The 23483-nt window shown below is 41.1% G+C and carries 16 protein-coding genes; 10 read left to right on the forward strand and 6 right to left on the reverse strand.

Annotated features, from left to right (window positions below; all coding sequences use genetic code 11):
- Positions 1–26 precede the first annotated feature (26 nt).
- Together V7K98_RS12910 and V7K98_RS12915 are read left to right on the forward strand one after the other, a co-directional pair.
- Entirely contained in the window at positions 27–4118 is a 4092-nt protein-coding gene (locus V7K98_RS12910; RefSeq protein WP_335022284.1) for a PAS domain-containing hybrid sensor histidine kinase/response regulator, read from the forward strand.
- A complete protein-coding gene (locus V7K98_RS12915; protein WP_335022286.1) occupies positions 4115–5071 on the forward strand; it encodes a PleD family two-component system response regulator in 957 nt (318 codons plus the stop codon). Before V7K98_RS12910 ends, V7K98_RS12915 begins: the two co-directional genes overlap by 4 nt.
- Before the next feature lie 24 nt (positions 5072–5095).
- Here the strand turns inward: V7K98_RS12915 and V7K98_RS12920 are convergent, their stop codons facing one another.
- The 3 genes from V7K98_RS12920 to V7K98_RS12930 form a co-directional block, all read right to left on the reverse strand.
- Entirely contained in the window at positions 5096–6208 is a 1113-nt protein-coding gene (locus V7K98_RS12920) for a helix-turn-helix domain-containing protein (RefSeq protein WP_335022288.1), read from the reverse strand.
- Positions 6201–6530, reverse strand: coding sequence for a type II toxin-antitoxin system RelE/ParE family toxin (locus V7K98_RS12925; RefSeq protein WP_335022289.1), 330 nt, complete (start codon positions 6528–6530; stop codon positions 6201–6203). Before V7K98_RS12925 ends, V7K98_RS12920 begins: the two co-directional genes overlap by 8 nt.
- An 80-nt stretch (positions 6531–6610) precedes the next feature.
- Complete coding sequence (locus tag V7K98_RS12930; RefSeq protein ID WP_335022291.1) at positions 6611–7747, reverse strand: cob(I)yrinic acid a,c-diamide adenosyltransferase; 1137 nt, start codon at positions 7745–7747, stop codon at positions 6611–6613.
- 405 nt (positions 7748–8152) lie between these two features.
- On the opposite strand from V7K98_RS12930, the gene fraC reads away from it, so the two are divergent.
- Genes fraC through V7K98_RS12945 form a run of 3 tightly spaced genes read left to right on the forward strand, consistent with a single transcriptional unit; the run spans position 8153 to position 10608 of the window.
- Positions 8153–8692, forward strand: a complete 540-nt coding sequence (gene fraC / locus V7K98_RS12935) for a filament integrity protein FraC (protein WP_335022293.1) — start codon at positions 8153–8155, stop codon at positions 8690–8692.
- A 60-nt stretch (positions 8693–8752) separates the two neighbouring features.
- Positions 8753–9772 carry a septal junction protein FraD gene (fraD, locus tag V7K98_RS12940; RefSeq protein ID WP_335022295.1) on the forward strand — a complete coding sequence of 340 codons (1020 nt, stop codon included), beginning with the start codon at positions 8753–8755 and terminating at the stop codon, positions 9770–9772.
- A 56-nt stretch (positions 9773–9828) separates the two neighbouring features.
- Positions 9829–10608 (forward strand): ABC transporter permease, encoded by a 780-nt coding sequence (locus V7K98_RS12945; protein ID WP_335022297.1) that lies wholly within the window; start codon positions 9829–9831, stop codon positions 10606–10608.
- On the opposite strand, the gene V7K98_RS12950 is transcribed toward V7K98_RS12945, so the two are convergent.
- The 3 genes from V7K98_RS12950 to V7K98_RS12960 form a co-directional block, all read right to left on the reverse strand.
- Positions 10583–10729 carry a hypothetical protein gene (locus V7K98_RS12950; RefSeq protein WP_335022299.1) on the reverse strand — a complete coding sequence of 49 codons (147 nt, stop codon included), beginning with the start codon at positions 10727–10729 and terminating at the stop codon, positions 10583–10585. The two genes, V7K98_RS12945 and V7K98_RS12950, sit on opposite strands and share 26 nt — an antisense overlap.
- A 32-nt stretch (positions 10730–10761) precedes the next feature.
- Positions 10762–11418: a pentapeptide repeat-containing protein gene (locus tag V7K98_RS12955; RefSeq protein WP_335022301.1), complete on the reverse strand. Its 657-nt coding sequence runs from the start codon at positions 11416–11418 to the stop codon at positions 10762–10764.
- A 618-nt stretch (positions 11419–12036) separates the two neighbouring features.
- The gene (locus tag V7K98_RS12960; RefSeq protein ID WP_335022303.1) at positions 12037–13851 is read right to left on the reverse strand and encodes a ShlB/FhaC/HecB family hemolysin secretion/activation protein; all 1815 of its coding nucleotides are present in this window, start codon (positions 13849–13851) and stop codon (positions 12037–12039) included.
- Positions 13852–14057: 206 nt separating this feature from the next.
- On the opposite strand from V7K98_RS12960, the gene V7K98_RS12965 reads away from it, so the two are divergent.
- The 5 genes from V7K98_RS12965 (at position 14058) to V7K98_RS12985 (ending at position 23055) form a co-directional block, all read left to right on the forward strand.
- Positions 14058–18851 carry a CHAT domain-containing protein gene (locus tag V7K98_RS12965; protein WP_335022305.1) on the forward strand — a complete coding sequence of 1598 codons (4794 nt, stop codon included), beginning with the start codon at positions 14058–14060 and terminating at the stop codon, positions 18849–18851.
- Between the two features lie 643 nt (positions 18852–19494).
- The gene (locus V7K98_RS12970; protein ID WP_335022307.1) at positions 19495–19773 is read left to right on the forward strand and encodes a hypothetical protein; all 279 of its coding nucleotides are present in this window, start codon (positions 19495–19497) and stop codon (positions 19771–19773) included.
- Between the two features lie 610 nt (positions 19774–20383).
- Positions 20384–20677: a hypothetical protein gene (locus V7K98_RS12975; protein ID WP_335022309.1), complete on the forward strand. Its 294-nt coding sequence runs from the start codon at positions 20384–20386 to the stop codon at positions 20675–20677.
- A 609-nt stretch (positions 20678–21286) separates the two neighbouring features.
- Positions 21287–21781 (forward strand): DUF1499 domain-containing protein, encoded by a 495-nt coding sequence (locus V7K98_RS12980; protein ID WP_335022310.1) that lies wholly within the window; start codon positions 21287–21289, stop codon positions 21779–21781.
- 548 nt (positions 21782–22329) lie between these two features.
- Complete coding sequence (locus tag V7K98_RS12985; RefSeq protein WP_335022312.1) at positions 22330–23055, forward strand: alanine--tRNA ligase-related protein; 726 nt, start codon at positions 22330–22332, stop codon at positions 23053–23055.
- Positions 23056–23483 lie beyond the last annotated feature (428 nt).

Raw genomic sequence — 23483 nt, forward strand, 5'->3', positions numbered from 1 at the left:
CCCTGATATTACTTGAAGGTTAATAAGTGATTAAACAGCACCGATATGACTGGTTAAAAGCTGTAATATTTTTCCGCAAACGAAAATTACTAACTTTATTGCTGGGGATTTTTCTCTCAATCTCTGTAATCCTACTCTGCCAGAGAGTTTTAATCCAAACTGCGGGGTTATTATTAACACAAGTAATATTGATAGCAGGGTTCTTGGTTGTTGTCTCACTGACATTATCAATCTGTTTTGCCCTGGTGATGAAAGCAACTAACAAGCATATAACAGCAATAAATCAAGAGTTAACTCATAAGATATTTGAACATAAACAGGTAGAAGTTGCCTTGCATGACAGCGAAAATTGTCTACGCCAGTTAATGGAGACTTTCAAAGTCATCCCTTGGGAATTAGACTTGAAAACCGGGCGATTTATTTTTGTTGGGACACAAGCGGTAAACTTGCTAAATTATGCGATCGCAGAATGGTATCAAGAAAACTTTTGGATCGATCATTTGCATCCAGACGATCGGGAAAAATCCGTTCGTTTTCACCAAGAAGCAACTGCTAAGTATGAAAATCACCAATTGGAATACCGGATGTTAGCAGCCGATGGGCGAGTTGTTTGGCTGCGAGAAGTTGTTAGCGTTGTTGAAGAAGCAGAAACTCAGATGACGCTGAAGGGGTTTATGTTTGACATTACTGATTTAAAGCAGGTTGAAGAAACCTTAAGATTTAGGGAGAAGGCACTTGATGCTATCAGTAATGGAATTCTTGCTTATAATCCGGTTATTTACGTCAACTGCGCTAGTGCTACTGATGTGATTGGGCAAAACTGCCGATTTTTGCAACGCGCAGATATACAGCAATCAGCATTCAATGAACTGTGTTCATTTATTCAAGATAGAACAAGTTGTAAAGTTATTTTCCGCAACTATAGCAAAGATGGTATCTTGTTCTCGAATGAACTGAGTGTTTCTCCTATACATGACGAAAATGGCAAGTTAAGCCACTTTATTGGAATTCAAACAGATATTAGCCACTGCAAGCAAGCTGAAGCTAGCCTGCGTTGCCAAGCCCTCACCTTTGAAAATATGCATGATGGCGTAATTATCACAGATTTAACGGGAAATATTGTTGATTGGAATCCTGCGGCCGAAAGCATATTTGGCTATACCAAAGCCGAAATTTTGGCTAAACATATCAGCATTTTGCATCAGCCGGAAGTAGCCACAACATTAAGAGCCAAAATTCTCGAAAAAATCAACCAGCAAGCACGCTGGTCAGGGGAAATATACTTTCTTCGTAAAGATGGCACTAAGGGAATTTGTAAAACAACCATAGTCCCTTTACAGGATGAACAAGGGGAAACTATTGCCACTGTTGGCATCAATCACGATATTACCGAAAATAAACGAGCTAAAGAAGCATTGCAACGGCAATTGCATCGCACCCTACTACTTGAACAAATTACTCAAGAAATTCGTCAAAGTCTTGATACCAGCAAAATTTTTGAAACAGCTGCTACCCAAATTGGACAAGCGTTTAAAGTCGATCGCTGTTTGATCCATTCTTACATTAGCGACCCCATTCCCCAAATTCCCTTAGTAGCACAGTATAATGCACTCCCTAATTCCTGGACTGTGGATGAATTGGAAGTTTCCATCACTAACAATCCCCATGCAGAGAAGATGATGGCACAAGAAAGTGCGATCGCTTCCCCTGATGTATATGCCGAACCTTTACTCCAGGAAAGTGAAGCTATCTACCGAGAAATTGGGCTGAAGTCTATGCTGTCAATTCGCACTTCCTATCAAGGAGAACCCAATGGTGCGATCGGGTTACATCAGTGCAGCTATTTTCGTGAGTGGACATCAGACGAAATCGAATTACTAGAAGCAGTGGCGGCTCAACTGGGTATTGCTCTAGCACACGCTCACTTACTCGAACAAGAAACGCGCCAACGAGAAGAACTTACTTTAAAAAACTTTGCCTTGGAGCGGGCAAAACGTCAGGCTGAAGCCGCAAATCGCGCCAAAAGTGAGTTTTTGGCAATGATGAGCCACGAAATTCGGACTCCGATGAATGCTGTTATTGGCATGACCGATCTACTGCTAGATACTAGCCTCACTCCCCAACAGCAAGACTTTGTGGAAACAGTTCGCAGTAGCGGAGATGCTTTGCTCACCATCATCAACGACATTTTAGATTTCTCTAAAATTGAGTCGGGAAAGCTGGAATTAGAAGAACAGCCTTTTAATTTAAGAGCTTGTGTGGAACAGGCTATTTCTCTATTAGCCCCTAAAGCTGCTGAAAAAGATATCGAACTAGCTTACCTAATCCAGCCCCAAATTCCGACTAAGATTATTGGCGATATGACACGTCTGCGCCAAGTCTTGATGAATCTCCTCAACAACGCGATTAAGTTTACCGAACATGGAGAAGTCGTACTTTATGTTGAACTGGTGGGTGGGGATTGGGGAGAGCAGGGGGAAAATTTCTCTCCTCTACACCCTTCTGCCTCTTCTAAGTCCCCAATCCAAATTCAATTTGCCATCAAAGATACAGGTATTGGCATCATACCAGAAAATATAGAGCGGTTATTTCACCCCTTTGCTCAGGCTGATGTTTCCATGACTCGACGATATGGCGGCACAGGGCTAGGACTAGTGATCAGTAAGCGGCTGAGTAAGATGATGGGCGGGACTCTTTGGGTGGAAAGCCAAGGGTTTGTAGGTGGTAATCCTAGCCCTAGATGGAAAAGTGGAATATTATCAGCTTCTTACACTTGTCAAGGTTCAACATTTTACTTCACCATTACTGCTCAAGTGCCTGGTCTACCAGAAGCTGAATTTAGTAATTTACCGATGCAGCTTGAGGGAAAGCGCCTGTTGATTGTAGACGACAATCTGACCAATCGCCAAATTCTCAGCTTGCAAGCAGAGTCTTGGAAAATGGAAGCTTATGCTGCCAAATCTGGAAAAGAAGCTTTAGCTCAACTTGCTCAGGGAAGACAATTTGATATTGCCATCTTAGATATGCAAATGCCAGAAATGGATGGTATTTCCCTAGCTCGTCAAATTCGCAAGCAATCTGGTTGTCAAAATCTCCCTTTAGTGATTCTGACATCTTTGGGTAGAGGGGAAACTTCTTTTGACTTTAATGATGTGGAATTTGCTGCCTCTTTGAGCAAACCCATCAAACAGTCTCAACTCTGCGATATTATCAGCCGTATTTTAGGAAATCAGCCAAGCCCAGCTAGTATTTCTGATTTTCCCTTGGTTGACCAGCATTTGGGTCATCGACTGCCACTACGGATTCTTCTGGCAGAGGATACGGTTGTTAATCAGAAAGTTGCTTTACTGATGCTACAGAAAATGGGTTATTCAGCTGATGTCGTCACCAATGGGGTAGAAGTACTCAAGGCTTTGCAAAAACAGCCTTATGACGTAGTGTTGATGGATGTCCAGATGCCTGAGATGGATGGCTTAGAAACATCTCGGAGAATCTGTCAAGAATGGTCAGGTTTTCGCCCCCATCTCATTGGGATAACTGCCAATGCGATGCGAGGCGATCGCGAAGTCTGTCTTGCTGCTGGTATGGATGACTACATCAGCAAACCTGTTCGGTTCCAAGAATTAGCTCAGGCACTCAATAAATGCCCACGCCAAAGAAGTCTGGAAGTTAGTTTCACAGTCAAACAAGATAAAGTGATGTGCTTAGAATTAGAACCTTCGCAAAATATCCTCCAAGAAGGGCAAAACCAGACATTAAAAAGTGCCAAAGTTGATGCCAAAATTCTCCAATCCTTGCGGGATATAGTCAGAGGAGATCGTGTTGTCTTTGCTGAACTGATTGGGTGTTATCTTACAGAGACACCGAAATTAGTACAAGATATCAGCACAGCGATCGCAACTCAGAATGCCGAAACTTTATGGAAGGCAGCCCATCAACTTAAGTCTAGTAGTGCCTCTATTGGAGCGATCGCCTTAGCGCAGGTTTGCAAGGTGTTAGAAGCACAAGGACGCAGCAGTGAATTAGATAACAGCGTAGAATTAATCACGCAACTATACGAGGAATATCAGCAAGTTAAAACTACCTTAGAAAAAGAAATTGTGGAGGAAACGCCATGATAGCCATTGCTCAAGAAAGCCAATCTTTAGTTCTAATTGTTGATGATGAGCCTTTTATTCGCATGATACTTCGGCATTTTTTAGAACGGGAAGGCTATAAAATAGCGGAAGCTCAAAATGGCAGAGAAGCTTTAACTGCTTTTAAGCAATTCCAGCCTGACATCATACTTCTTGATGCCATAATGCCGGATATGGATGGGTTCGAGTGTTGCACTCAGTTGGAACTTATTGATTGTAGCAAGCACACTCCAGTTTTAATGATTACAGGACTTGAAGATCAAGAGTCAGTTGACCGAGCATTTGCAGTGGGGGCAATGGACTATGTTACCAAACCGATTCACTGGCCAGTTTTGCGACAAAGGGTAAAACGTTTGATTCAGCAATCTCAGCTACAGCAAAAACTAGAAGCCGTGAATGTGGAATTGCAGCGATTAGTTACTATTGATGGATTAACTCAAGTAGCTAACCGCCGACGCTTTGAAGAGTATTTGAACCAAGAGTGGCAACGTCTAAAACGAGAGCAGAGTCCACTTTCGCTGATTCTTTGCGATGTTGATTTCTTTAAATTATATAATGATACCTACGGTCATCGAGCCGGCGATCGCTGTCTTCAAGAAATAGCCAAAGCCATCAAAGATATTATTAACCGTCCCGCAGACCTAGTTGCCCGTTATGGTGGGGAAGAATTTGCTGTAATTTTACCTGACACAGACATCGAAGGGGCAATTCATGTTGCCGAGAAAATCTGCCATGCTGTCCGAACATTGGCAATACCTCATCAAAGTTCCCAAGTTAGTGCTTATGTAACTATTAGTGCCGGATTTACAACAGAAATTCCTCAGTCAGATTCTGACTTGGAAGAAATGATTGCCGCAGCAGATCGGGCATTGTATGAAGCAAAGGCAGCAGGACGCGATCGCTTTGTGCAAAATATTCTAACTACCCAAAAATAAAAATTCCCGTTAGTGTGCCAGACTTCACACACTTTCTATCCCTTGAAAATGCAAACTCACCTTTAAATCATTCATCCAAGACGGATCGATTAGGCGATCGTGTTGCAGCCGACCGACAATAATACCAGGATGAATACCGATACGTTCTGCAAAATCAATCACATCAGTTTCATATTTCAGCTTCGCTAATTCCCCCTCATACTCAGGTGGGATCAAAAATTCCCGCGACCATTTATCTGCTTGACCCTCCGGCTCAGATTTCAAACTTTCCCCACTATTCCATTCATCGAGAAAAATATTTTCTTTATCATGGAGCAAAATATGTGCTGCTTCATGGAAAAAATTAAACCAGAAGCGATCGTTAGTTTTACCGTAAAGTGAAAGTTGAATCAGTGCCTTATGTAGGTTTAACCACCGTGCAACACCACTGACGTGGGCTTTCTTAATTGATGGTACTAAAACAAGCACAACCCCTGCTTCCCAGCACAACTTTTGCATCTGTGGTTCAAACTCCTCTGACGGTAACACCGTCAAAGCACGAATTTCCCGCACCGCCTTTTCAAATTTTGGTTTACTGTACTTGGGAGAGTTTAGTTTTTCTGCTTTTATTTCCCCCAACCGTAACCAAGTGGAAATAGCACCAACATCACTTTGCTCTTCGCGTGTCCGACGAAAAGCAACTTCCATACCTGCATAATAATTGTGCCAATCTTCCGGCGAAGCAACACCGAAAAATTGCAGTAACTTTTTTACCAAACCAGGCTTATTCTTGGGAATTAAACGGCACTTAGGAATTAAACCTTGGTTCATTAAGTCTTTCACGGGTAACTGATCTAACCAAGATATCCATCCCTTTAAGCGGCTTTCTTCTTCTATCTGTGCTAAACCCGCGCGATATTGGGCTTCACGATTGAGCCAAAATGCTGCTGTACTCCCTAAAACTCGTTCTAGCTTCAGGGCTGTTTCTTCGTTGATAGGTGCTTTGCCGTTGATGAGTAGGCTGATATGTTTTGTAGTGTAGCCTAATCGCTCTGCTAACTCTATTTGTGTCCAATCACGCTCTTCTAATATATCAGCGATGGTATCACCGGGAGGAGATACCCAATCTGGAGTGAATGGTCGGGTTGTCTTAGTCATGGTAATCTCCAACGAAAACAATACAAACAGCAGTGACTCTTGACCAATCAATGCTTTCATCCTCAGAAATAGGGATGGGGTCGTTGTCTGGCTTAAATACAAGTCGTTTAGCACCTTCTAGGTCTAATGCAAATTCACCTGCACGATCTCCTTTTAAAGGATGGGGACGACCTGCAAATAATTCCTTGACACAGCTAACAGCTGCAAGGTCAGCTAATCGGGCTGTCAATTTCTTTGCACAGTTCTTACCCAATTTTTGTTTCGCTAAGTCTTGTTGTTGGCATAGGCTTTGCAGTTTGCGGTCAGCGAAGGTGATGTCCATGCGTTACTAGACTAATATAAGTTTACCATTTTGGTAAACTTATTTGTTATGTTTCTAGAAAATCTAGCATATCGCAACACCTAAAAATCTACCCCTCGTTTAAGTTCTACACCTTGATTTGCATAGTGTTTGTGGCAATAAACCTCTGAATGAACGCTAGCTAAGTCAAAGTACGCCGGCTGATTTTGACAGCGGCCAGTAATAATGATTTCGGTGTCGCGGGGTTTGCGGAGTAAAGCTTGAACAATGGGTTCAACGGGGAGTAATTCTAAGTCAACAGTGGGGTTGAGTTCATCGAGAATAATAGTTTTATACATTCCAGAGGCGATCGCAACTTTCGCAATTTCCCAACCCCTCTCGGCTTCTACATAGTCTAATTCTTGCCGGGAATTGCGCCAGACAATGGAATCGCCACCACAGCGCTGATGATCCACCACTTCTGGATATGATTGCTGCAAAGCGGCGATCGCTGCATCTTCTGTGTAGCCAGTACCACCTTTAAGCCACTGCATAATTAACACACGGGTAGACCCTGGATGATTGATTCCCCTACCAATGGCTTGTAAGGCTTTGCCCAAAGCACTAGTAGACTTACCTTTACCAGCACCAGTATAAATTTCAATCCCTTCCAGAAAGAGGGCTTTAGCTGTTGGGTGATGATGAGGTTTCATTTCTGAATGCAAATCTGCAATGTCGAGCAATTTCTGCGGTGCAGCGCGTCCGGTAGCAATAACTTCTAACTCTTGGGGTTTGGATTTTAATGTCTTTACCACTTCATCCACTGGTAGCAAACCCAAATCTAGAACGGGGTTAATTTCATCCAAGACGACAACTGAATATAACCCGCTAGCGATCGCACCTTTAGCCACATCCCAACCCCGCATCGCCTCATCTCGGTCAAAGGTGGTAATTTCTTCATGTCCAAAAAATTCGGCTCTCCCAGTGCGAACCTGGTCTATTAAATGGGGAAACCCACGCTGTAAAGCTGCGATCGCGCCATCTTCGTCATAATCACGTTCCGGCCCTTTTAAAAAGCGCAGTAGTAAAACACGGTTAGAATCGCTAGGTGTATTTATCCCCAACCCGATAGAGCGCAAAACCACCCCCAAGGCCGCTTGGGATTTGCCTTTACCAATGCCATCGTAGATGTGAATTTGACCAATGAGCCGTTCATGACGCACTTGCGCCGTGCGAATACCGATACCGTTCCTTGTCATCTCTCGAATAGCTATAAGTGGCAGTCTTTAATCTTACCTAACCTGTTGTACTCTGATCTGAGAAAGTACCCCTCTGCTACACCCGTATAAAGATCAGCTTGATGTATTAACAATATCAGTCAAAGAATACTGACACACCAATATAGTAAAGGACTGTAGCAATCCGATTTGATTTTTGAAAAAATCCAAATAAGTATATGTAGGGTGTGTTACGGCGTAGCCTAACGCACCGAAACCTTTGGGTGGTGCGTTACTTTGGCGTGGGAAACCCACCCAGACGACTGGCTGCCCTACGTGTATTTTAAAAATCAAATATGAGTCCTATACAACAATGTAATAATTTTCCCCATCACCCTCAATATCCCAGTTATACTCTCTACAGTTAAACCTTACCCTTGACGATTTATGCCTGAAAATTGGATGCTTCCGAGGATTTTTCCCTTTGGTGGAATTCTATTTGACTTTTTATTTGTACTGATTGCCATCCCCATTGAAGCTTACATTTTGAACAATCGACTAAAATTTGACAAAAAAACCAGTACTTTTTATGCTATTTCTATCAATTTGTTTTCTAGTGTAATTGGTTGGTTCATATTTTTTATAATTGAACCAATGTTGCCAATCCAGGTGAGAGCAGAATTAATTAACTATATGTTTTTTCATAATTTCAAATTACCTAATACGCAAGGCTTACTAATATTAACTGCTTTTATAATTTTCTTTGCTACCTTTTTGATGAAGTTTTTCATTTTAAGGGTATTACTATTCTCATTAAATGAAACATTTCCAAAAAAAGAAGAGGAACTTCCAACCTCTCAACGACGACGATGGCGGAGTTTTAGCAATTTGAAATTACAAAGTAACAATTTGGCTATTACTATACTCATGGCAAATTCTCTGAGTTATACTGCTATAACTATTATTTTATTATTTGGTGCAAAATAGCAAGACTTTACTTCATTAGAAGGAAGATGAGTGATTAATTAATCAGGTGTAAGGAGGAAAATGAATACGCTATTTAAAGATGTATTTGGAATTTTTAAATTTGCCGAAGGGCTTTATGCAGGAATTAGAAAAGCATTAGTTCCGCCCAAAGCTTATTCTTGGCAGACATTTCTGTATCTGAGTGTTTTTTCTTGGGCACTTTCATTTTTTGCGATCGGGTATATTAAAGATATTATTGCCTTTTTTGGTTGGTTATTTTTAATTGCTGGCACAGCTTGGTATACAACTCAAGATCCTTTGAGAGTTCCTGGTACTTTTATGCCAGTCGGGGCAGTAATCACTGGATTTTTAGTGAGTGTTTTTGCCTTTGGAAATCAAAAAGATGTAATTACACCAATAACAATCGTTTTTTGGCCGACAATTTCAGCACTAATTACGGCAATACCAGAATTTATTGAAGGAACTGATACCGACGCTAAAGCTAAAATTCCTAAGCCAGAAGACCGGCAAAGAATCATAATTTTAGTTGCTAGTAGTATGTTGTTAAGTTGCTGGATTCAGTTTTATTTTGTAATGGATCATTGGTTTCAGCAATATCCTAGTTTGCAGGCAGATACTTTTAAACGTAGTACCTTTGTTGTCAGAACAGAAGAACGAGCAAAAATCCCACAAAATGGTGCTGTAATTCTAGAGAAACTTCAACCAATAGTAGAAGAACAAATAAACCAAACATCTTGGTCAGAAGTAGAGAAATGGCTGCTACCTGAAAATCATCGGGTAGAAACTTTGGGTAGGCAAGTAATTCAAAAAAACCTGGGGAAATATGAAGAGAAGGATCTATGGCGTGTTGAAGCGCGTGTAGATAATACTCAGTCTGGATATAAGTCTGGATATATATTAGATTTATTAAGTATTTGGATAGGCCCAAGTTCTAACCCACGGGGCTATTATTTGAAAAAATCTTGCCGTATTGAACAAATTCCAGCAACCAGCAATTCAGGGAATAAAATTACAGTTGCAGAAATTAAATGCGATCGCGCCAGTAAATTAATCGCAGGATCGCCACCTCCTCGGCGGTAAAGAGGCATTGACAAATGACAAATGACCAGTGACAAATGACCAGTGACAAATAACAAATGACTATTAACAGAATTTTTGTACTAGCAAAGAACGTGTTTCAGGAAGTGATCCGCGATCGCATCCTATATATTATTGGTTTTTACACGCTAATCCTCGTCACTGCCTTCCGCGTCCTTCCTGAATTTGCAGCTACGACTGAAGACAAGATGTTTTTAGACTTCGGGATGGCGGCGATGAATGCCATCGGCTTAATTGTGACGATATTTATTGGTACGGGATTGATTAATAAAGAAATTGAAAAACGCACTATTTTGGTGTTAATTGCTAAACCTGTCAGTCGCAGCGAAATAATTGTTGGCAAATACTTAGGTTTATCCGCAGTATTAGCTGTACTTATCGCCACAATGACAGTAATTTATCTGGTCTTTCTGCAATTTGGTAACATTCCTCATCCAACGGCGAGCATTTTAATTGCTGCAATTTTCTTATTGTTGCAGTTATCATTAATCACCGCTATGGCGATTACATTCGGTGTTTTTACTGCTTCTCTTTTAGCAACTATTTTAACCTTTGCGGTATATTTAATCGGAAATGTTACTCAAGATTTAGTACAACTAGGTCGTCTGAGCCGCAACCCTGGTATGGAACTTCTAACTCAAGGCTTGTTTCTCATTTTGCCAGATTTATCTCGATTAGATTTGAAAAATGATGCCGTTTATGGTTTGCAAGCCCTCCCTGACACAACTGCACTGATTACAAATGCTGGTTATGGCTTACTTTATAGTGCCATGTTATTAGCGATCGCTATTTTTATCTTCTCACAACGCGAATTTTAGTCATTGGGCATTGGGCATTGGGCATTGGGCATTGGGAATTGGGAATTGGGAATTGGGAATTGGGACAAGCAGTAAGTTCTTCTCTTCTGACAAACGACGAATGACGAATGACAAATGACAAATAACAAATGACAAATGACTAATGACTAATGACTAATAAATTACTATCTGAGGTTGCTTAATTGTGCCATCAGGCATGATAGTATCTCGGAACCTTGCATAAATTAGGTTTGTCTCCCAAAGATTTGCTTTACTCAAGTTTGCCTTGGTTAAATTTGCCCATGTCAAATCTGCACCAGTTAAATTAGCCTCAGCTAAATTAGCTTCTAGTAATTTTGCTCCACATAACTTTGCTCTTGTGAGATTTGCTCTAACTAAGTTAGCTTCAATTAGTGATGCTTCAATTAATTTGGCTTCACTTAAGTCTGCTTCTCTCAAATCCACATCACATAAAGAAGCACCCCAAAGATTACTACCTGTGAATTTCGCCCGCCATAAGAACGTTCCACACAAATTTGCTCGTGTTAAATCAGCATTAGTCAAATTAGCTTCACACAAAGATGCTTCATACAAATTAGCTTCACGTAAACTAGCTTGCATCAAATTTGCGCCACTCAAATTAGCACGAGTGAGGACACAGCCAGACAAATTTGCACCACTTAAATCTGCTCCTATGAAGTTAACACCATTTAAATCAATTCCTTTTAGGTCAATTCCACTCAAGTCATATCCACTGAAATCTCGGCGCTGAAAATACTTGTTTGTGATTTGACTTAAAATAAATTCTTGTTTATCAGCATAATTTTTCATGGTATTCACCTCTGGGTGTAATTTATCTCAAAGGTCAAGCGTGGTAGTTACCGTATATTGAGAGTACACCCCAAATGCAGATTAGCTCAGTAAATAATCAAAAATAAATTGACCAAAAATCGCCAATTACCTGAAAATGCGCTTTTTGAGTGATTTTTAAAACAAAAAATGCTGACATAAGTTATGAAACATTGATAAATTAAGTATTACGATCAAACAGATTTCAAATAGGACTTAGGGACTTCCAAGTAATAAAATATCCTAATATTTCTTGTAGGATGGGCATCTTGCCCGTCCTGTGAACTGGGCGCTCATGTTGCCATTGGTGTCAACTTAACGTGAAACCCTTGTAAAAACTGAATATTGAGTTCACTCACTTCCTATGACGATCCGCGTTACCCCACCCTAACCCTCCCCTTATAAAGGGGAGGGAACCGGATTTCCTGTTTCCCCCCTTTATAAGGGGGGATTAAGGGGGGTAAAACGATTGTGGGACAAAGCTTGTAGCTTAAGTTGACACCAGTGGCAAGATGCTCACCCCACAAGATTGAATAATTTATTTATTGGAGTTACCTTTAGGCGCTCGCGCTCTTTTAACTTAAATTTTGTTGTGCTGTACTAAGGTTGATAGCGAAGGCTAAAGTAAAAGCCATCATCTTGAGCATTATTACCGCGATCGCTCAGATCGATAAATGGAAATCCATAATCGAGGCGCAAAAACAGATTATCAATTCCCATTGCCTGATTCCATATTAATCCTAAGCCTGCACCCGCTAGAAAAGTTTGACTGGGTAGCTTATTAGGATTATTAGATTGATTCCAAACTGCTCCCATGTCTAGAAATGGTGCAAGTTGAATTATGGATAATCCAGATTCATCGCGCTGCACTGTGAAGCGATCTTCGATCGCTACACGAAATCCATTATCCCCTGAGCGGATATTTTGGCGATATCCCCTTACAGATTGTCCACCGCCAATGACGAATTGCTGGGAGGGTAAGAGGCTATCTGGTGTTAGCTGCAAGTCTGCTTGGATAAGCAAGAGATGATCGGCACTGAGTTGCTGCACGCGCTGTATTTGACCCAACCAACTGAAAAAGCGACCATCGGGTGTGGGATCATTGTTGATAGTTGCGTCTAATATGTCAATACCAAAATTAAATTGCGATCGCAAAAACCAAGCTCCTTGAGGTTCGCGCCTAATGTAATCTTGACCAAATTTAATTACACTGGTGCGGCTCACGCCATTGGCATCAGGGCCAGTACCAAAGGGGGTTGCTAGGTTATCGAAGAGGAAGGTTTGACCATCTTGATAGGTAAATCCTAAAGATAGGGCAAATTCTTCTTTGGGCGATCGCACTAATGGTTGACGATAATTGATTTCATAAAGATCCTGGTTTGCCCGAATGCCAAAGGCATTAAAGGGTGGCTCGGTGATTTCGTTGCGATTAAATGCGGCTCTAATCTGCACATTGCCATTCATGGCATTAACGGGAACTTGATAGCTAAAATCAAAGGCATCGGAACCACCAGTAAGGGTGTGGTAATAGGAACCTGCTAACTCATCTCCCATCCCGGTTAAATTGCGATCGCGTAGTTCAACACCCAATCTTTCCGCCCCAATACTCGGAGGCGAATAATTATCTACACCCAAGCTACCAATTAAAGTTTTTGCCTCTTCAACTCTGACAATAAGAATACTTTGACCAACCTTACCCGTCGGCCGCAGACGCGCTTCTATATTTTTAAATAGCGGATCGAGTCGCAACAGTTTCAATTGTTCTTCGAGCTTACCAGTATTTAGAGGGATACCAGCACCTAATTGAATGCGACTACGAATATAAGATGGATTTAATCGCCGCGTTCCTTCGATGTTAATCTCGCTCAAACGCCCTTCAATCACGCGAATTACCACCACACCATCGGCGGTACTAGGTTGCTTAGTTTCTGGAATTGCTCTGGAATTGATATAACCTTTGTTTAAGTAAAGCTGGGTGATAGAATCTGCGGCTTGTCTAATTTCTTCTAGGGTTAAGTCCCGTTCTTCAAAAGGTTTGACAACTGGATTAAAATCATTTTCATTAAAAACTGTGCTATCTACAACTTGGATTTTACGAACCCGAATCCGTTGTGGTGTTTCTGGTTGTGGGTTTGATTCGGGTTGATTCGGAGCAGGTTCTGTTTCCTGCACTATTTGTAACTCCGGCTGACTACTATTTTGAGTAGAATCCGGTGTAAAGTAATTCGCCGTAGCTCTCAGTTCATTTGCAGTTATAATCCAGACCGCAGGTAAAATTAGCAAGCCGCACCGAAAACTGTGCTTACTCCATTTAGTAGTTGCCAGATGCCAAGTGTCTAACTGATGAGAGAAATAGACAATTATTTGCTGAGTCGTTGCTTTCGGCTGAACACCAGTTTCTGTTTCTTTTCTCATTTCTCCTCAGTGGATGCCTTATTTAACGACTGGGCTGATTTTGGTTTTTGAGTATGCTATGGGTGCATGAATATTTGAATATCATATTTTTGACATCTAGATTTCAGAAGATTTGTAACTAAAACTATAGTTAGCAGCGATTTGTTCTAAGTGATAGCCCTTAGCATTATATTGTGGTAACAGGTAGAAAACTTGGGAATACTTCGATGCCACCACTGATATCTATAGTCATCGTCAATTACAACCGGGAGTCTTACCTTGGGGTAGCGATCGCCAGTGTCTTAGCGCAGACATGGCAAGATTTGGAGCTACTAATTTGGGATAATGGTTCTACAGATGGCTCAGTGGCGATCGCTCACGCTTATGCTCAACGAGATGAGCGAGTGCGGGTGGTAGAAGCAGACAATCAAGGAGTTGCTGCGGCTTGTAAAGCAGCGATCGGCCAAACTAGCGGCACTTACGTTGGTATATTAGACAATGATGATATCCTTGCTCCCACCGCTATAGCCCAAACTGCTACAGTTCTCAACCATCATCCAGAAACGGGATTTGTTTACACCGACTATTTAAATATCGATCAAAACGGCAAAGTTATCGGTTATGGTCATCGCTGTAGTATTCCCTATTCCCCAGTAGGTCTGCTAGTTAACTTTATGACGTTTCACTTCCGCTTGATGCGGCGATCGGTTTACGACCGAGTTGGAGGTGTTAACGAATCGTTCTCTTGCAGTGCTTATGATTATGACCTATGTCTGAGACTTTCAGAAGTAGCCGAGGTGCGCCGAGTTCAAGAGCCACTCTACTTGTACCGAAATCATTCTCAAAGCATCTCTGTTACTAGAAAAAAAGAACAAATCCTCTGGTCTGCAAAAGCGATCGCTCAAGCACTTTGGCGACGCGGATTAGCAGACAAGTTACAAATCGATGTAGAATTGCCCGCAGGTCGCTTCATATTACGGCATAAAAAACCTCTCCTGCACAAAATCGCCGCTTCAGTACTAGCTATTGTGCCTTTGGTGAGTGCCACAAGTGCCGGATTAGCCCAAACACAACAAATTGTCCCTGCTGCCGATGGGACAAATACAATTGTTACACCCAACGGTAATCGACTTGATATCACCGGGGGAACAACTTCTAGGGATGGTGCTAATCTCTTCCACAGCTTTCAACAATTTGGGATTTCACCAGAACAAATTGCCAACTTTCAAGCTAGTCCAGCGCTGCAAAATATCCTTGGTCGAATTACAGGCGGCAACGCCTCAGTCATCAATGGCTTAATTCAAGTAACAGGTGGCAATCCTAACCTCTTCTTGATGAATCCAGCCGGATTTATTTTTGGATCGAACGCCAGCTTAAATGTGCCTGGTGCTTTCACGGTGACAACAGCCAACGGTATTGGCTTTGGCAGCAGTTGGTTCAACGCCATCGGTGTTAATAACTACGCTGCTTTAGTTGGAAATCCCAACGGATTTGCCTTTAGTATGAACCAAGCAGGTGCGATCGCAAATGCTGGAAATTTGGCAGTAGGTGCTGGGCAAAATTTGACATTATTGGGCGGTACTGTAATCAACACCGGGCAATTGACAGCACCGGGAGGACAAATTTCTGTCACATCCGTACCAGGACAAAATTGGGTGCGTCTCAGTCAGCCAGGAAATCTGTTGAGTCTAGAAATTCAACCTCTCGCCTCTAGTAGCACTCAACCCAATAACTGGACAATTCCCATCGCCTCAATACCGGAATTGCTTACAGTTGGTAATACGGGGTTAACTGCCAATTCTGATGGGACTGTAAAATTAACAAGCTCAAATGTGACAATTCCCACAACACCAGGGACAACTATTATTTCTGGCACAGTTGATGTATCGAGTCAAACAGGCGGGAAAGTAAGTGTTTTGGGTAAAAAAGTTGCCGTGATTGATGGCAACATTAACGCCTCTGGAACCAATGGCGGCGGTACTGTGTTAATTGGCGGCGATTACCAAGGCAAGGGGACTTTACCCAACGCAGAGCAGACTTATATTAACTCAAACTCTGTCATTAATGCCGATAGCAATTTGAATGGAAATGGTGGAAGGGTAATTGTTTGGAGTGATAAGACAACGGGATTTTCTGGCAATATTACCGCTCATGGTGGGCTTAACTCCGGTAATGGTGGTTTTGCAGAAGTGTCGGGTAAAGAGAATCTGATTTACCGTGGTAATACTGACCTGAGTGCAAAGAATGGTATTTTTGGTAACTTGTTGCTAGACCCAACCGATATCAATATTGTAGATGGTACTAACGCCCCTCAAGATGCCTCTCTGCCTCAAATCCTTCAAAACGCTTTTCCAGCGACTTTTACAATTTCCAAAGACGCTTTAGAAAATCAGAATGCTGCTGTTACTTTGGCAGCGACCAATAATATTGCGATCGCTAATGGGGTATCGTTGAATTTTGTGAATGATGGTGGTGGCGCGATCGCTTTTACCGCAGACGCAGATGGTAATGGTGTAGGTGCTTTTACGATGGGGACAGCTGACACCATCAGAACTAATGGCAGGAATATCACCATTTCAGGAGCTAGCCTATCTTTAGGAATCATCAATAGTAGCAGTTTCTTTAACAACGAGGGTCAAATTACTACTAATGGCAATGGTGGTAATATCACCTTGTCTGCAAGGAACAATATTACCTCTGGCGATCTGATCGCTACAGGACAAAGTAATAACATAACTACAGGCGGCAATGTTACTGTTACTAGCACCAATGGCGCTATTACTCTGGGAAATGTTGACACTAGCGCCATTTCCAATATCAGAAACAACAATGCCACTGGTGGTTCAGTCCGAATCGATACATCTAGCAACACTACAAATACACCCAGTAACATCTCACTAATTTCAATTAACACTCAGGGAATTGTGTTAGGTGGCTTTGGATACGGTAACGATGGTAGAGGTACTGGAGGGCAAGTTGCAATCAGCACCTCTGGTTCTGGTGCTGTCAGACTAACGGGTAGTTTTGTAAATAATGCAGGTAGAAATAGCAGTATTTCTACTATTGCTGTAGGTAACGGTTATGGCACTACCGCTCAAAACGGTGCGATCGCAATTCAACATGGTGGAGGAACAACTAATACTCCTTTCAAAGTGGGCGACTCTGCTTCTGTGAACGGAACAACATCTGCGATCGATACTGGAAGTTCTATTATCTCTACGAATAGTTTTCCAGTACTTCCCAATGGAGGCCCAGCAACAAATACCCCAGCAGGAATTACAATCACTTCTGTAAATACACCTCCCCAACTCACTGCCAATTCTAAGCTACCCGATACTCAAACTAACCAGTCAGTGCCTTTTACCTTGGCCAGTCTAGCCGCACAAGTTACCGATGCTGATACTGATATCACCTCCATTCGGATTGATGCAGTAAATGCTGGAACTCTAACTGTGAATGGTGTTGCTGTAAAACCTGGCATTACTACCGTATCTGGCGCAGACACTTTAGCTTACACTCCTCCAACTGATACTAATGGTTTACTAAATGCCTTTGTAATTAGTGCAAGTGACGGCGTTTCTTCTTCTGCACCTGTACAAGTAGGAATTAACGTCAATCAGACTCCAACCAGGACTCCTACCCCAACTCCTGACCCCTGCACATTCCAGTGCAACCGAATTACACCGCCTAACCCTAACCCCCCTAGCTTTAGACCCAATCCCCCTGTTATTAATACCGATTCCACACCCGAAAGTGATTTTACAAATGATTTTACCAACCATTTAGGCATCTCTAGCCCTAGAGTAAAAACACTAGATGATGCTAAAGAAATTGCTCGCAAAATTGAAGAAGCTACTGGCGTGAAACCTGCATTTATTTACATCAGTTTTGTCCCTGTGGAGATAATACCAGAGAGAAATTTAGGCAAAGCTCAAAAATTTACTAAACAGTTGAATACTGTAGCAGAACAGGATAGCGATCAACTAGAAATAGTAGTAGTAACAGGAAAAGGCGATCCTATCCGCAAGCGCATCCCAGAAACGACCAAAGCTAAAGTTCTCAAAGTAGCTCAAGAATTTCGTGACCAAATAGTTAGTCCACAAAACCGCCGCCGCACTGGTTATTTGCGTCCATCTCAACAACTTTATCGCTGGATTATTGCACCACTAGAAGCTGATTTGCAGGCAAGAGAAATCAATAATCTGGTTTTTTTACCAGACATTGGATTACGTTCAACCCCAATGGCAGCACTTCATGATGGCAAGGCGTTTCTAGTAGAAAAATATAGCATTGGCTTGATGCCCAGTCTCAGCTTGACAAACACCCTTTATAAAGACATTAAAAAATCTCAAATTTTAGCATTAGGGGTTTCTCAGAGTACACAAGGACAAGAGCCTTTACCAGCAGTTCCCCTGGAGTTATCAACACTAGTATCTAAACTCTGGCCGGGCAAATTATTGTTAGACAAGCAAGCCACCTTAGAAAATCTCAAAACTATCCGCCGCCAACAACCTTTTGGGATTATTCACATGGCAACCCATGCCGATTTTACTGCTGGCGCTTTGAGTAATTCCTATATTCAACTGTGGGAAGACAAGTTACGCTTGAACCAATTACGACAGCTGCGTTTGAATGAACCCGAAGTTGAAATGCTAGTTCTGAGTGCTTGTAGAACAGCATTAGGGGATGAAGAGTCGGAATTAGGATTTGCCGGTTTAGCAGTGCTAGCAGGTGTGAAAACTACTGTTGCCAGTCTTTGGTCAGTCAACGATGCTGGTACAGCAGCCTTGATGACAAAATTTTATCAAAACTTGAGGACGGCTCCAATTAAGGCAGAAGCCCTCAGACAGGCTCAGGTAGCTATGGTCAAAGGGCAGATTTATGTTAAAAATGGTCAATTGGAAGGTTTCGGATTAGTGGGGAACTTGTCTTTACCTAATAACAGTGCTGATGAAGGAGAGCAATTACTTACTCATCCTTATTACTGGTCTGGATTCACAATGGTTGGTAATCCTTGGTAAAGTGGCAGGAGATAGAAACTATTTTTTCAAAACAGGACTTACGTAAAAAATAGCCCAACCGCTTATTTTAAGGTAGGGGCAATTCATGAATTGCTCCTACCGCGTGTAGTTTTGCGTAAGTCCTACAAAAATCAAATATGATTTCTATAGATACCGCAAATTTTAACTCATCATGCAAACAGGGTATTACGAACAATATTAGCAAAGGCTAATTCCTAATAGACATCTCCAGAAATTAGGTTTTCACCTAGACAGGATAAGGGTTTGAGATTCTTTTTCGGAGATGTCTAATCGTCACAATACCTTTTATATATATCTTTAGGCTACCAAAGATATAGCGTTTCTCGACTTAGTAAGGTACACCCGTAGGGGCACAGCATTGCTGTGCCCTTACACCAAGCGATATCATTTTGTACCGCATCTGAATGGGAACCGCTATAAGTAAGCTGAAAATACTTTAATTTGCATCCTCAAAAAAATAAATCTCTTGTGGGGTGGGCATCTTGCCCGCCCTAGCTGTGCAAATTAAATGCACGACAGCTTACAAGTATTTCAGAGGATTTCTGGAATAAGGATTATACCTTGTGTAGTCACATTCACATTTAAACATCACTTGATGCTTTCATAGGCTCAAGGGGGACTCATGATTAATCGGGCTATAGATATAATCTTCGTAGATTCATTTGCCTTTGTAATTAATGCAATATTTGGCACACTACTTCACACCAAAATATGTAATTATTCGTGGGAAGGAAAAACAGCCTTCAATTCAGAACCAGAAGAGATTAGCTCTAACTCTTCAATTTCAACACCTTCTTCAGAAGACATAGATTTAAGCACTCCTTCCCTAAGTAAATATTCCAAAGATAATGCCAAGATAAAAGCAGAAGCTTTGAATAAAAATACTTCGACTAGTGCTTAGATAGCAATTATTAGCCACGAAATAGGAACGTGGATAATAGGGTTCGGTTAAGGAGTAAAGGAAGATATCTTTTTCCTTTACTCATAAGATATATAGGAATCAGGTTTGATTTCTAAAAATATACGTAGGATGTGTTAGCGACAGCGTAACGCATCAAACCAGTGATAATAGTGCGTTACGAACTCCGTTCTAACACAACGCCAGTTGCTATAACGGAGGGAACCTCCCTTCGGGTTCACCAGTCGCCTAGGTTGGGAAACCCGCCTACAGCACTGGATTCACCGCAACGCACTGGCTCCTCTACAATACCTAATTTCGTTCAAAAATCATACCATTTGGGATTTTAGATTGAGAATTCTTTTTCTTACTCCGTGGGTTCAAAGCCTTAATTTTACCTTAGTCCACGTAAGTTAATCTTTGCCTGTATAGCCAAGCCAATCTGTACGCCCTTATTCATATATGAATATGCTTTACGGCTCTCATCTATGCAATTAGATGGTTGAAAATAGAATTGCCTGAATGTTTTAATACTATTAATCAGCATCTTTTAAATAGGTCACTCGGTAGTTTTGTAAGTTTATAGTTTTCAGCTAACTGGCAATTAAAAGTTATGGAAAATACATTAGTCGATAAAATATTCCGTGACAGTGATGGCAAGATTGTTATAGCCCAAGCGCCAAATCTACCTCTTATTATTTGGATAGTAACCAGTATACTTGCTCTAGTTTTTACGACTGGCAAAATCAATATACTGTTAGACATACTGGCAAATGGCTCTTTATTTACTTGGGCATGGCTAGAATTATTTCAAGGCGTTAACTATTTTCGCAGAGCTTTAGGTTTATTAGTATTAACTAGTCTGATTGCATTCAAAGTTATTAATGATAGCCGATTCAGTAGTTAATCAAAATTATATATAGGACTAATGTTTGATTTCTGAAAAGATACGTAGGGGAGCCAGTCGTGTGGGCGCGTTTCCAGACTTGAGCGAACTGGCGTTGTGTTAGCGACAGCGTAACGCACCAAATCCTTACAAATGGTGCGTTATGAACTTCGTTCTAACACACCCTACATACCTAATTTTGTTCAAAAATCAAATATCAGTCCTATATCTCCTGTGATTTTTGAAGAAGAAGTCAGAATTCAGTAATCACAATCAAGATGCTTGGGGTTTTAAATGCTGTACTAAGCAGGTGGGCAAGAATAAATCAAACTATGTTACGCAATGTAAAATTAACTAAATTTGCTCGTAGCAAGGGCTTTAGCCCTATTCTCAGGGCTAAAGCCCTTACTACAAACCTTTAATTATTTACACTGACTTACTTACTTCTTTGATGATTACTGTTTTTTGACATTGAGAGACAAACACAAAAAGGGGCAGATGTCAAATATTTGTCTGCAAGATAAGTATAAACAGCTGCGACTGAAAATTTATTAATTCCATGCTATACCAAAACTGCTACTTTAAGAGAAAATAATTGAGTGTTATTTAACCTTGAGGAGTAAATTTATCATGTCCCATCTGCTAAAAGGCTTACAGCAGAAATTCTTGCGGAGTATCACTTTTGCAGTACTCCTAACTTTGATTAGTAGTTTAATATTTCCTGTTGCTACTTCTTGGGCTGCCTCTTCTGGATTAGGAGTTGATAATGGTTATCTTAGTTCTTGTCCGGCTTCAGATAACTGTGTTGTGAGTCAAAATGCAGATTCTAAACACACCATCAACCCAATTACTTATCATCGAGATCGAGATGCAGCTAGAGAAATCTTACTAAAAGTTCTTAGCGTTGTCCCACGCACAGAAGTTATAGAACAGACTCCTAATTACATCCACGCTCTTTCTAAAAGCCGCATCTTTAAATTTGTTGATGATGTCGAGTTTTATTTACCTCCCAATGAGTCGGTAATTCATCTGCGCTCTGCATCTCGCGTGGGAGAGTCGGATCTTGGTGTCAACCGCAGGCGTATGGAACAAATTCGTTTGGCTCTCTTGGATTTAAAGATTTGATAGTCCAAATGGAAATACTATTGCTAGTGGCAGTTGCGATGTCTACGACGTGCTACGCCTACGCACAATCAAATTATGGTTGGCTACTGGAGAATTGTTAACCGCCATGTCAAGCCTCCTGGAGCCGTAGTTGCTTCTGGAACTGGAAGGGACTCGTTGCAGTGACAGACTTGAAGTGATGGTGGAAGCCTGAGACACTCATTCCAAAATCTCATGCAATGCTTTCAATCCGAAGCGACTCCTTAAAGTCTTGAAGCTAAAGCAATGAAAAATGATTCCGGCTTTTTGTAAACATTCTGGATTTTTATTTAAGAGAAAACTCAGTTTTAATTGGGCAAGAGACTGCCTTGATTGCTAGCAACTAAAATGGCATCAAGTGAAGGAATTAAGAAAATAGACATCAAAACAAAGGGCTTTCTCACGGGAAAAATCAATGAAAACACTACGTTCGATACTTCCGACATCCGCAACACCCTCCCTCGCTTTACCCGTGATTTACTGTATTATTTTAAATAATCATTATCAAAGTCAAGTTGAGAGATTTAGCTATGTCCACAGTACTTGCTTATCTTGAAGATACCTATAAATTTATTGATAAAGCTCACGTTGAGTATATTGCCAATGATGAGCGGGGTTATTATTGTGTACTCGATAGTACTGTGTTTTATCCGCAGGGTGGTGGTCAGCCTTCAGATGTAGGCACTATTGAAGCAAAAGGAGTTCATCTGACAATCAATTTTGTAAGCTTTGTAGATGGAGTTGCTCGTCATTATGGAGATTTTTTATCTGTATCGCTAGAGAAAGGTGAACAAGTAACTTTGTATGTTGATGAAGCTCGTCGGATACAAAATGCTAAGGCTCATACGGCTGGGCATCTTATGTATACCATAGTCGAATCCCTTGATAAAAATCTCATCGCAGTTAAAGGGTATCATTTTCCAGATGGTTCCTATGTAGAGTTTCAAGGAAGCCCTTCGTTTGAAAATATGGAAACATTTATTGCTGAAATTAATACAGAAATTAGTGAAGCTTTAAATGAAGCTACCAGTATAGAAGCTTCACTAATTATGCCAGAAGAATTAGCAGCGCGTTGGTCTAATATCCCTAGTAATTTACCTCCAGGAAAACCTTTGAGAGTGGTGACAATTGGCAATCTTCATCCAACTCCATGTGGAGGGACTCATTTAAAATCAGTTCAGGAATTAAAAAGTGTAGTAGTTACTAAAGCAAAACGTCAAAAAGGAAATTTAAAGATAAGTTATAAATTTGAGTAATTTTATGCTTTTAGTTATTAAATTAGAAGTCGTATTTTATTATCAAAATATACCAATATATTATTAATTTATAGCGCTTCTCATTTGGATGTAATACACTCTGCTCTCTCTCCTAAAAGGCTACTGTGTACACACAAGTCTTTGGTGAGGCAATTTACGGTTAAGTCTCAGAGCCACTGAGAAACCTCACCCTGGTTTTACTGCGTAAAACCTGTCTCTCTCCTTACTAAGGAGAGGGATTAAAGATAGGATAGGGTGAGGTATTTTCTTTTGTTTTGGCTAATTCTGTCGCTCCTAAAAGGAGAGAGGCTTTGAATCTTACTCCCCTGCTTATAAGAGGTTGTTTGAAAAGTCAGAGAAATGGTAAAAAAGCTCTCTCAGTATACGCTGTGAATAGATAGTAGACAGCACTGAGAGAGCAACATGAG

The sequence above is a fragment of the Nostoc sp. genome (assembly GCF_036917435.1).
In the GTDB taxonomy this organism is placed as follows: domain Bacteria; phylum Cyanobacteriota; class Cyanobacteriia; order Cyanobacteriales; family Nostocaceae; genus Nostoc.